The organism is uncultured Campylobacter sp. (assembly GCF_947255105.1).
Lineage (GTDB): Bacteria > Campylobacterota > Campylobacteria > Campylobacterales > Campylobacteraceae > Campylobacter_B.
In genome coordinates, this window is sequence record NZ_CAMYFP010000001.1 from 287464 (window position 1) to 299345 (window position 11882).

Genomic DNA, 11882 nt, shown 5'->3' on the forward strand with positions numbered 1-11882 from the left:
ACTTTTTTAGCAAGTTGCTAGAAATGCGACTCTTAGTTTGAAATTTAGCAATTCTTTCAATGAAAAAAGGCTTTTTGTTAAACTAAAATTTAAAGTAAAAGCCATATAATTTTAAAAAAGGAGAAGAGATGAGAAAGATTAGTGTAGCAATAGTTGGATATGGCAATCTTGGCAAAGGTGTCAAAGAGGCGCTCAAAAACAGTCCTGACATGGAGCTTTTTGCCATATTTTCAAGAAGAGAGTTGGATAGCCAAAGTATTGGCGCGCCTTGTTATTTACTAAAAGACATCTATGAGTTTAAGGCAAAAATTGACATTTTGATACTTTGTGGAGGTAGCGCTACAGATCTTCCAAATCAAACCAAAGAGTTGGCAAAGTTTTTTAACACAGTAGATAGTTTTGACACACACGCCAAGATAGAGGAGTATTATAAAGCTGTTGATGAGAGTGCAAAAAGCGGCAACAATATCTCAATCATCTCTGTTGGTTGGGATCCAGGACTTTTTTCTATCAATCGTCTTTTTGGCGAGGCGATACTTCCAAAAGGCACAACCTATACATTTTGGGGTAGGGGACTTAGTCAAGGGCACTCTGATGCCATAAGAAGGATTGATGGCGTCCTAAAAGCAGCTCAATACACAGTGCCAAACAAAGAGGCGATAGAAGAGGTTTTGAGCGGAAAAGAGCCAGAGCTTACTATGTTTGATTCGCACAAAAGAGAGTGCTATGTTGTTATAAAAGATGGCTACGATAAAGAGAAGATAGAAAACGAGATAAAAAATATGCCAAATTATTTTAAAGGCTATGAGACAAGCGTTAAATTTATAGATGAAGATGAGTTTAATAAAAATCACAGCGGTATGGCGCATGGTGGGCTTGTTATAAGGAGCGCAACAGATAGCGACGGCATACATCAAACTATGAAATATACTCTAAATTTACAGAGCAATCCTAAATTTACAGCGGCTGTTTTGGTGGCCTATGCAAGAGCTGCTTATCATATGAAAAGTCTTGGTATGAGTGGCGCAAAGAGCGTTTTTGATGTGGCACCCGCTTGGCTTAGTCCAAAAAAACCAGATGAGCTTAGAAAGAGCATTTTGTAGGGCATAATTGGCTAGTTTGTGATGATAGCTAGCCAAAACTTAGCATTTTAAAAATATTTATTTTGTTTTTTGCTTGACAAAGTTTATATTTTTTATTATAATACGACTTTATTTTTACTACTTCGTTCCGGATTAGCTCAGCGGTAGAGTAGGCGGCTGTTAACCGCTTGGTCGCTGGTTCGAATCCAGCATCCGGAGCCATTCACGTTTGTTTTATCAATTGTTTTATTGCTTTAACTCCTTAAAATAGCCTTTAAAGCCTATTTATATAAATTATTAATTCTTTAAATTTGTATAACTAATTGTATAACTAAAATAGAAAATATATAAATGAAAGATAATGAGCAGTTACATAAAAATTAATGAAGTAGTTAGCTGAAATAGATAAAATAGCACTTCAAGTTTTAAAAGACTAGAATAAATAGTTTTTATAAAAACAACAAAAGGCTAAAATTTGGATGATGATAAAAGAGAAAAACTTAGAGAATATCTGAGAAACAATAGATCTAAAAATAGAGTGAATTTAGGCAATAACTCTGATAATAAAGAGAATTCTAATAAAAATTTAGAAGATGATTTAAATTTAGATAATTCTCAAATTTCACACAATAAAACAAATTCACACAAAAGAGATTACGATAAAAAACCGATTATTATAAAAGATTATGGGAATTTCTATCAACTTTTTATATACCTATCTTTTTGGTTTATTGTGGTAATTATATGTGGCAAAGATGCTTGGAATAGAGATGGAATTTATCAAGGAAAGGCGCAAGTGATTATTGGAGTTGTCGCTATATCCATATCTGCATATTTATTGATAAGAAATACTTTTAAATATTTTAAAGATAACAAACAAAAATTTATCTTTACAAAAGATACTTTATCTTATATAGCTTATGAGCAAAACACAACTCAAAATATAAATAATATAAATAGCGTTTGCCGTCTATTTATAGGCGGAAATCATACTTATGGCAAAAATGCTTATCAAAACAAAACACTGTTTCAACTCTTTTTTAAAACAGATATTTTAGAGTTATTTTATTATCTTTTTATAGTAATTTACACAACTATTTTATATTTAATTTTTATATTACCGTATAGAATTATTTTTCAAAAAGCATTTTTTATATTAAATAAAAATTTTTTAATACTTTTTAATGACGGAAGTTTTATGAATATCACAATAAACAGTAAAAACGAATATGATGAGATTATAAAATATTTTAAATTTCAAAATATTGAAGTAAAAAAGAAAGTTAAATTTATACAGATTAGCTATAAAGAGTTTTAAATGAAGTCAAAAGACTTTATCAAAATGTTGCTTAAAGACACTATTTTTAAGAAGTTTCATCAAGATAACAATAAAAGGCTAAAATTTGAGTGATGATAAAAGAGAAAAACTTAGAGAGTATCTTAGAAATAATAGACCTAAAAATAGAGTAAATATATAAGGGTAACGGATGGATTTATTTATTGCTTTATCATTTATTTTGGTTACTTTTTTCATTGCACTAATAAAACCTAAAAAAATCAAAAATAAATTCATTTGGCTTTTTATTTGGTTTTTGTTTTGTTTTGGGGATATGTTGATAACTAGTAGAATAAATCATTACTACGCTAAAAAATATGCTGGAATAACTATCTATGATAAATCAAGAGATAGTTGCCTATATATAGGCTCTGGGCATATTTTTAAACATAGAGATAAATATAATTCACTATATGAATCTATCGAACATTCATATATAAATTTAATTTACGATCATACACTGAAATTTATTGATTTCAAAGAAAAAAGCAGTAAAACAAACACTAATGATAAAATTTTTAGAATTTATTTAGACAAAAACAGTTCTAATAATTGTATAGATTCTCCGGAGATATTCAAAAAAAGATATCTTTGTGGTGAAAAAATTCCATGTGATAAAATATATCCGTTATATATTAAGTATCATTCAGATCCTACTACATATAAGGTTATAAATTATGCAAGTTATGATACTTTACAAAATGTTCCAAAAACACAAAAAGATGTAATAAAACAAATCATAGAATTAGTAAAAGTTTATTATCCTAAAAAAGATGAATATTATGAGCAATGTGACTGGGATGATTATGTAGTTGCTAGAATAATTGAAAATTTTCAAAATTTTAGTGAAAAAATGAAAGACAAACAAAAATTGTATGATAACAAATGTTTAGCAATTAGTCAAATAAAAGAATTTTGCGGTTTAGAATATTATGAAAATTTACAAGATATTGATGTAAAAATAGGATATTTTGGAAGTTTGATAGGAGTAAAAGCATATTATTTTGGGATGATAAAAGATAGAAATAGCGGTAAGATAGTTGCTGATGGCGTAGTTATTAAGAGCCATTATGCAGGTTGGATTTTAGAAAAATTTATCAAATATTTCGGTGAAGAATCTCGTAATGATAATGGGATATGCAATCCAAATAAAAAGAGTGAACATATTTCTAAGTGCTCTGATAATTTAATAAAACAATATTTTAAAGGAAAGGATTTATAATGAGTATATCCTTTGAAAATGGCAGACAAATCAAATCTGCAAAACTATTATATGATGTTTTAAAACTGGATTTGTTAAAATGACCAGATAAATTTAAAGAGAATATTTTTATGAGAGACAGTGGCAAAATTTAATATAATAGCTAAAAGCTGCAAAACTTTAAGGAGTATGAGTATTGGCTATTTTGAAATTTAACTTACAAAAATTTGTAAAAAACATATCTTTTTTTCTATTTATAATATTTGTTTTTTTAGCTATTTTTGACACTTTTATAGATTATTCTTTAAAGAAAGAGCACTTGAAAATATTTCAAAAAAAGACAATCTTACTATAAACAATAGAGAAGAAAAACTAAAAAAGATGCAAAAAATCTACGCGAAAAAGAAAATAGTCTTAAAAATAAAATTAAAGAATATAATGACACATATGGAAAAATTGGGTATAAGCCGATTTAAACGATAATTGAGCATCAGATGATATAGAAGGCAGTTTTAATCCAGATGCAAATCCACCAAAAAGGATTGATGACCAACACATTCTTTAAACCTGATTTGGGCGGTGTATGTAGTATAAGTGAGCCCCTTTTAAAAAAATTGTAGATATGGGATATATAAGTAATTAAATATTTACTTTTAAGCTGTAAAGATAAATCTTTTTATTCTATGTTGTTATATTAATTTTAAAAATTTCATTTAATATCTTTTTTAAATTAAATAAACTATAATTCTATTTTTATTTTAATACTCATATTCAATATTAAAAGGAGAGAGATGAAAAGTTTAACAAGGCTAAGTTTCATAGCTGTTTGTTTTGGTTGTTTAAATGCTACTGAGACTATAACTTTGGACACTATAGTTGTCGAAGATAAAGAGCTTAAAGCAGATAAGGAGGTTTATCAAAAGGCTAAGGCAGTAAGCGCTAGGGAAGATATCGCAACTTCTACGCAAAATTTAGATACAATTTTAAGAACCATTCCAGGAACTTTTACTAATCAAGATAAATCTACAGGAACAATAGCCCCAAATATTCGCGGTTCACAAGGTCTTGGCAGAGTAAATACCATGATTGATGGTGTTACTCAGACATTTTATTCATCAGGAGCTGATGATGGTAGAAGTGGTTCAACTTCGCAATTTGGCGCCACGATAGATCCAAGTTTTATAGCAGGAGTTGACGTAGAAAGAGGAACCTTTGGCGGTAGAAGTGGAGTAAACTCTTTAATGGGCTCTGCAAATTTCAGAACTCTTGGAGTAAATGACATTATAAAAGATGATAAAAATTTTGGCTTTTTAGGAAAGTATCAAGTAGGCGATAATGCTTATAAGAGTAATTATATGGGAACTTTTGCTGGAAGATCGAACTATGATAATGGCATTTATGTAGGAGTTTTGATAGGGCATAGCCATAGAGATATTTCTCAAGATTATAAGGTAGGTGGCGGTATAAAAATAAAAGATATTAATAAAATAGAATTTGAAAATCTCCATAAAAAATTTATGGATTATGGTCTTAAATATTTTTATATACCAAGTGCAAAAAAAGGTGATATTGTAGGATATAAAGATGATTGGTTTCCTGATCCTACTTGTATGCCCTGGGATGATCCTTGCCCAAAAGTTAAAATGAAAATTCCTATTTTTGGTGATGGCCCAAAAGATGAATATTTAAAAGAAAGAGAAAAACAATGGAAACAAACCTCAGAACAATACGATCAAACCCCATATGATCCAAAAAAACTAAAGCAAGAGATAAGTAGTTATATGGCTAAATTTGAATTTGGAGATGAGTATAATTTCTTAACACTTTCTTTTAGAAATTTAGAAAATAAAATTTGGTCAAGAAAAATAGATGCAAACAACTATCAACTTAACTATAATTTTAATAATGATAAAAATATAGACCTAAATGTTCTTTTTGCTTACAATGTAATTAAGCAAAAATACAATGATATGACGCAAATTTCAGGCAAACAACTAATAGCTGATCTTGAGACTAAAAACAAATCAACTACTTTTGATATAAGTAATACTTTTAAAGGTGATTTTAGCGATACTACATCTTTAACTACCACAATAGGCTTAAACAACCTTAAGAGTTCATATTCAAAAAACCGTCATCCTTATGAGCTTGTTTGGTTTAATGACTATAGGCAAATTTTAGATGGAAAAGCTGATAATTACCGGGATATGACACCTGAAAAAAGACAAAAATTACTTAAAGAAATGTTAAATGGTGGATTCTTTACAGCTCCAAGTAATATGGGAGCATATGGTGGAGTTTATGACTTTTCAAGCTTAGATACCCCAAGTCTTTATGGCTATAGAGCAAATACATTTCAACCTTCAGGAAAACAAGAATTCTTTACTATTTATGCAGACAATAGCTTAGATTTTGGAATTTTTAACTTAAATATTGGCACAAATTTAGTTAAATATAATTATAGTGGTAAATACTTTGATTTGGTTGATAAAAAAAGAGGATATGGGGAGCATAATGGCAAGCCAAATGAGATAATGTTTGATGACTATGGTCAAAGAAGAGCATTTAATTACTCTGCTACTTTATCAGCTTTTGTAGATGAGCTTTTTACACCTTTTATATCTTACTCAAAAAGTTCAAGATTTCCTACTTTGCAAGAGATGTATTTTACGCAACGAACATCAAATGGATTTGCTAATGATCTAGATAATGAGTATGCAAAAACTTGGCAAATAGGCTTAAATAGTTTTAAAGAAAATTTGATATTTGATAAAGATATATTTGGCTTTAAAGCTCTATATTATCATACAAAAATAGATAACTATATTCATAATGTTTTGATACCTAGATATAATATCCAAGGATACAGTAAGCACTCTAATAGGCTAGATCCAAAATATAAATTATATAATAATGATGATCCATATATTAAGTTTATGAATTACGGCAAGGATGTTGTAAAAAAAGGTTTTGAAATGGAAATGAGCTATGATACTGGGTTGTTTTATATAAATTTAGCCTATGCGAGACAAGAAACAGATCAGCCAACTTCAGCATCTGATGCAAGCCCTGCTATATATCCAGCACCTACAAGAATTGATTTTTACTCTTTAGGGCATGGTATAAGTAAAGTTACAATGCTTCCAAAAGATTATGGTAGCTTAGATACCGGTGTTAGACTTATACATGAAAGACTTACAATAGGAACAAGGGCAAAATATTTTGGAGAAAGCAAAAGAGCCATTTATGAAAGCAATACTTTTGAAAATAAACCTCTTCATAGACCAGAATGTACTGATTCAACAAAATGCGGAAATGAGCAAAAATATGTAAGATGGACTGAGGTTATAGAAAAACAACCATTTATATTTGATTTTTATTTAAGTTATGAGCCAATCAAAAATTTAACTATAAAAGCTGAGGTTCAAAATGCATTTGATAAACAATATATTGATCCACTTGATACTAATAACGATGCGGCTTCTATGAGAAGTTACAGCTTTTTAAATGGTGAAAATAACTCATTAAGCAATTATGCAAAAGGTAGAACTACGGTTTTAAGTTTTGAGTATAGATATTAAAATTTAGCTTTGGTTAGCAACCAAAGCTTCTAATCTATAAATTTCTTACAGTCAAGCTTTTTGGAAGATTAAATTTATTTATAATTTTTTCTTCCATTTTTCTCATTTCTCCATTGTCTATTTCGTGATCATATCCTAAAATATGAAGCAATCCATGTGTAAAAAGTAGGGCGATTTCATCATCTAAGTTGTGTTTAAGCTCCTTTGATATAAGACTGCAAGATTAAACAAATCTTTTAAGATGTAAATTTAAAAATTAATATGTTTCAATATAGACAATATTTTAAATCCAAATTTGATACAATATCCCAAAATTTAAAATTTAGGTTTTACTTGCAAAAAGGTTCTAAATTTGAGTGATGATAAAAGAGAAAAACTTAGAGAGTATTTAAGAAATAATAGACCTAAAAATAGTGTAAATTTAGGCAATAGCTCTAATAATAAAAAAATACTAATAAAAATTTAAAAAATGATTTAAATTCAGATAATTCAAATTTAAACAATTATCAAAATTTATCCAATAAAACAAAACCTAATAAAAGAGATTATGATAAAGAACCGTTGATTATAAGAGATTACAATATGCACGAAACAGCCTTTTTTGCAGTTATTCTTTTGTTATTCTTTTTATTTGATTTTATTTTTAATGACACAAGCGAGTTTTTCACTCCAAAAAGAGTTGTTTTTATATTTATTCTTTTGGAAATTATTTTAGAATTATTTAAATGTTTTCATAAAACTATTATTTTTTATAATTCAAAAATTGTCTATAAAAAAGGAAGCGATACAGCACTTGAAATAAATTTAAACGACATAGTTGGAGTTTATAAAACTGCTATTTGTAATGAAAATTTTCAAACTCAAAAATTTATTTCTAAAAAACTTTTTATTTTTGCTGTAGTTTTGGTCGGACTTGTTATGATTATTTTTGATTTTAATACATTTATATTCTTTTTTGGATGGATTTTTGCTACATTTTTTGGTGGCAAATTTATATTCTTTGTTCTTTTAAATAAAAAAATTGGTTTTAAAATTTATACTAGTTATTTAATAAAAACAGAGAAAAACATCATAAATTTTTTGCCAAAAGAAAGTTATTATATAGAAATAAAAAGATATTTCTTTGATAAATTAAAATATATAAAATTTGATAAACAATTGCTTATTAGCTAAACAAGGAGAAAACAATGTCAAATACAAATGCAAGAATTAATACTGCTCTTAAAGAGCTATCCAAGGTACAACAAGAATTAGGCTACTATTATATGACATTTTAAAGCTGGTTTTGTTAAAATGATGAGAAATAAATTTAAAGAGAATTTTCTTATGAGAGACAGTGGAAAATTTAATATAATAGCTAAAAGTTGCAAAACCTTAAGGAGTATAAATATTGGCTATTTTGAAATTTAATTTACAAAAATTTGTAAAAAACATATCTTTTTTTCTATTTATAATATTTGGTTTTTTAGCTATTTTTGACACTTTTATAGATTACTCTTTTTTAAATTATTTTTTATATACACTACTCTTTTTATTTATCTATCTATTGTCGTCTGTAAAAACAAAATCATATAAAATATCATATTTTGGATTAACAGTTACAATTCTATTGTTGCTCATTTATTTTTCTTATAATGTCTATCATATCTATTATAAAAAACCGAGCAAATTTATAAGTTATTTGATATATAGCAATACAAATAAAACAGACAATAACATTACAAAGGATTTTTTAGATTATCTAAGGAAAAATAACCTTAATTTAGATATTTTAGAAAAAGAAAATTTCAAAAAACATAATAAAAGATATATTTATAAAAATTATATTTATGGCAAAAGATATAATATTGTCATTCATTGTGATGACAATACTACAACTGCGTATTTATGGACTGGATATAATGCAGTTATGTAATGGTTGCGGTTGTAAAAAATTAAATTACAATAAAATAGAATGCTTTTAATATAAACATTTAGTTTTGATTTATTAAAAGGCTAAATTTATAAAGTATAAAAATAAGGATTTTGTTTTGATAAGAACAGTGTTTAATGCCTTTTTTACTGAAATACATTCTAATAAGAAAGAATTTGTTTGTTTGAAATTTTCACAAATCTCAAAGCATAGTATGATTTATTATTGTTTTTTATTTGGATATATTTACCTATTTTTAAATATAGACATTTTAAAATCTCCTTATATTTTTAGTAGTGATGAGGCTTTTTTGCTATTTGGTCTTTGGATTTTAATTACTTATTATGCTTTTTTCCCAATTTTGATTTTTTGGACCTTCGTTGATAAAAGTAAAATCGAACTTGATATATCAATGTTATCAAGCAATATAAAAATTAATCGCCATTTATTTTATGTGCTATTTGGTTGTTTTATTATATTTATTAAGCTTAAATTTATTGATTTTTTATATATAAATGTTTTGATTTTCATCGTTGCTATGATGATTTTTTTCATATTTTTATTTTTAAAAGTTTCTAGTATAAATTATTTTTTATTCATAATGCCTTTGGTTTTTTATTTTTATGCAAATTTTATATGTTTTGAATATGATTTTTTATATTTGGTAATGTATTTTTTGTGTTTTAGTTCTATTTTTATTTATAATAAAATTTTAATTTACATAAAAATTGATAGAGCTAAAATTAAAATCCAAACTTAAAGTCTGAATAAAAATAAAAAAGGCTAAAATTTGGATGATGATAAAAGAGAAAAAGATTTAAATTTAGATGCACTCTTGCTTGCTAACTTAAGTCTATTGAGTTATGAATTTTTATAAAATATTCAAATGCCTTTATTAGTCCTCTTTCTAAGGAGTTTTTGTCCGGTCTGTGTGTGCCTGGAATTCTTGCATAGTTTAAAACGCCATAAAACTCTGCTGAAAAATTGTCTTTAAAACAGTCATAAAAGTCAAATAACTCATCTTGCTTGGCAAACATTCCAAAAGTAAGTTGTCTATTGAGCCCTCTTAAGGGTTTTAAAGGTTTTAAATTTAAATTAATATAGACGGGTCTAAACAAGGATTTACAACTATTTTAAAAATTTCTAGTCTTTCTAAACTCATTGTGTAATATCCACCCAAACTATGACCTATTACAATATCTACATTTTTTGATAATTCGTCTATTTTTGCGATAGTTTCATCATAATTTAAAAGATTAAAACTTGGTGCGATTATTTTGGTTATTCCAAAGTCATTCAAAACTGATTTTAGGTTATTTGCAGTTGTTCTGTTGCCTGAACTATTGAACCCATGAACGATAAGAGCTCTTTTTGATTTTAACTCATCTAAGCACTCTTTAAAACTTTGCATTTTTATCTTTACCCTTTAAACTCTCAATGATATAGCTTCTTATTATATCTAAACTTACATCTTTTTACTTGCAATATGTATGGAGATATTCTAAGCTTTAAACAGTTATTTTTATCAATTTGAAATTTAAAACATTAAAATTTAAAATAGTAAAAACTCAGATCCTTTTTTGGTCTTTTTGTTTTTAATCTCTTCTAAAATGTCGGCTACATTATTCAAGTTAATTATCCTAGCGCCATCTTTGATAATCTCTCTATTTAGGTTAAACATCCCATCTTTAAAAATCTCATCATCGCCATACATCGCAGCTCTTGCAATCCCCCATTTTAAAGCCTTTTCAAGAGCATGTCTAGCGCCAGAGTCTTTGTTGGTTTTTTTACCATTTTCAAAGCTATCATCTTTGCTATAACTTGCAGCCAAGCAGACCATATCGCTAAACAAAGCTTGAAGCCTATCTCTTTTTATATAGCGATCGGAAAGTGCATTTAGGCTAAATTTATTTGTAACTTCCACATCTTCGTAGTATTCACTTATCAAAAGTCCGCCATTTACCACTATCTCTTTAGCTAATTCCAAGTTTTCTTTTGGCAAGATATTTTTTAAGGTGCTTGGTAAAAATGCAACCGTTGCACCGCTTCTGTTTAGAGTTGCTTTGTGAGCCACACTATCGCAGCCATTTGCTAGCCCACTTAAGACAATAGCACTATTATCAACCATTTTTGATACGATTTTACTCTCTAAATTTTCTATATCAGAAGTTGGATTTAAAAGGCCTATCACAGTTACTTTGAGATATTTTTTATCTAACAGATCCAAATCCCCTTTATAAGTCAAAAAGACAGGCCTTTCACCATTTTTTATGTTTTGGACATCATATTTTGGAAACTTCTCGTCAAACAACCCCACACAACCATCAATAAAGTCGCCCAAACTATCTAGCTTTTGTGCAACTTCATACTTTTTGTTTTGAAACTCTTGCAATGTAAGAGTTTTGTTTTTGGTTGTGCTTTTTATCAAATTTAGCATCTCTTCATCGCTCTCATTGCCTTTTAAGTTTTTGACTATCCAAGCGTTTCCAACAGAACTGCAAGTTAGAGCCGCGGCTATGTTTAAGGCGCTATCTGTATATTTCATCTATCACTCTCCAAATTTCGTGCTTGGTGTGTTAGCATTTTTTACAGTTCTGCCAACCGCATAAAAAAAGACTCTGCTAGCACCAAGATTATATAAAGTCTGTATAAAGTCCTCATCAACATTGCAACCGATAGTGTAAATATCATCTATAAGTAAGATTTGCTTACCTTGATTATATAAAGTCTGTATAAAGTCCTCATCAACATTGCAACCGATAGTGTAAAT

The 11882-nt window shown here is 27.8% G+C and carries 11 protein-coding genes, 1 tRNA gene and 1 pseudogene; 8 read left to right on the forward strand and 5 right to left on the reverse strand.

Annotation, left to right across the window (positions count from 1 at the left end):
* The first annotated feature begins 128 nt into the window (after positions 1-128).
* From Q0X52_RS01550 to Q0X52_RS01570, 5 genes are all read left to right on the forward strand, one after another.
* On the forward strand, positions 129-1103 hold the full coding sequence (locus Q0X52_RS01550) for a diaminopimelate dehydrogenase (protein ID WP_297573954.1): 975 nt from the start codon (positions 129-131) through the stop codon (positions 1101-1103).
* 126 nt (positions 1104-1229) lie between these two features.
* A tRNA-Asn gene (locus Q0X52_RS01555) sits at positions 1230-1304 on the forward strand.
* A 253-nt stretch (positions 1305-1557) separates the two neighbouring features.
* The gene (locus Q0X52_RS01560; protein ID WP_297573956.1) at positions 1558-2400 is read left to right on the forward strand and encodes a hypothetical protein; all 843 of its coding nucleotides are present in this window, start codon (positions 1558-1560) and stop codon (positions 2398-2400) included.
* Between the two features lie 169 nt (positions 2401-2569).
* Entirely contained in the window at positions 2570-3640 is a 1071-nt protein-coding gene (locus Q0X52_RS01565) for a hypothetical protein (RefSeq protein WP_297573958.1), read from the forward strand.
* Between the two features lie 770 nt (positions 3641-4410).
* Positions 4411-7200, forward strand: coding sequence for a TonB-dependent receptor (locus Q0X52_RS01570; protein WP_297573960.1), 2790 nt, complete (start codon positions 4411-4413; stop codon positions 7198-7200).
* 34 nt (positions 7201-7234) lie between these two features.
* Here Q0X52_RS01570 and ybeY read toward each other — a convergent pair.
* Positions 7235-7408, reverse strand: a pseudogene (gene ybeY, locus Q0X52_RS01575) (rRNA maturation RNase YbeY); the annotation flags it as partial.
* Between the two features lie 407 nt (positions 7409-7815).
* On the opposite strand from ybeY, the gene Q0X52_RS01580 reads away from it, so the two are divergent.
* The 3 genes from Q0X52_RS01580 (at position 7816) to Q0X52_RS01590 (ending at position 9872) form a co-directional block, all read left to right on the forward strand.
* Positions 7816-8373, forward strand: coding sequence for a hypothetical protein (locus Q0X52_RS01580; protein WP_297573962.1), 558 nt, complete (start codon positions 7816-7818; stop codon positions 8371-8373).
* A gap of 217 nt (positions 8374-8590) precedes the next feature.
* Positions 8591-9115 carry a hypothetical protein gene (locus Q0X52_RS01585; RefSeq protein ID WP_297573964.1) on the forward strand — a complete coding sequence of 175 codons (525 nt, stop codon included), beginning with the start codon at positions 8591-8593 and terminating at the stop codon, positions 9113-9115.
* 115 nt (positions 9116-9230) lie between these two features.
* On the forward strand, positions 9231-9872 hold the full coding sequence (locus Q0X52_RS01590; RefSeq protein WP_297573966.1) for a hypothetical protein: 642 nt from the start codon (positions 9231-9233) through the stop codon (positions 9870-9872).
* A gap of 82 nt (positions 9873-9954) precedes the next feature.
* Here Q0X52_RS01590 and Q0X52_RS01595 read toward each other — a convergent pair whose 3' ends face one another.
* From Q0X52_RS01595 to Q0X52_RS01610, 4 genes are all read right to left on the reverse strand, one after another.
* Entirely contained in the window at positions 9955-10149 is a 195-nt protein-coding gene (locus Q0X52_RS01595; protein ID WP_297573968.1) for a hypothetical protein, read from the reverse strand.
* A gap of 53 nt (positions 10150-10202) precedes the next feature.
* Positions 10203-10523, reverse strand: coding sequence for a YqiA/YcfP family alpha/beta fold hydrolase (locus Q0X52_RS01600; RefSeq protein WP_297573970.1), 321 nt, complete (start codon positions 10521-10523; stop codon positions 10203-10205).
* Between the two features lie 141 nt (positions 10524-10664).
* Positions 10665-11657, reverse strand: a complete 993-nt coding sequence (locus Q0X52_RS01605; protein WP_297573972.1) for a DNA-processing protein DprA — start codon at positions 11655-11657, stop codon at positions 10665-10667.
* Between the two features lie 3 nt (positions 11658-11660).
* A partial coding sequence (locus Q0X52_RS01610) for a hypothetical protein (protein WP_297573975.1) occupies positions 11661-11882 on the reverse strand: 222 nt, incomplete at its 5' end.

Coding starts and splice junctions, on each gene's coding strand:
- Q0X52_RS01550 (WP_297573954.1), top strand. CDS start 129: ATGAGAAAGATTAGTGTAGCAATAGTTGGATATGGCAATCTTGGCAAA.
- Q0X52_RS01565 (WP_297573958.1), top strand. CDS start 2,570: ATGGATTTATTTATTGCTTTATCATTTATTTTGGTTACTTTTTTCATT.
- Q0X52_RS01570 (WP_297573960.1), top strand. CDS start 4,411: ATGAAAAGTTTAACAAGGCTAAGTTTCATAGCTGTTTGTTTTGGTTGT.
- Q0X52_RS01595 (WP_297573968.1), bottom strand. CDS start 10,149: ATGTTTGCCAAGCAAGATGAGTTATTTGACTTTTATGACTGTTTTAAA.
- Q0X52_RS01600 (WP_297573970.1), bottom strand. CDS start 10,523: ATGCAAAGTTTTAAAGAGTGCTTAGATGAGTTAAAATCAAAAAGAGCT.
- Q0X52_RS01605 (WP_297573972.1), bottom strand. CDS start 11,657: ATGAAATATACAGATAGCGCCTTAAACATAGCCGCGGCTCTAACTTGC.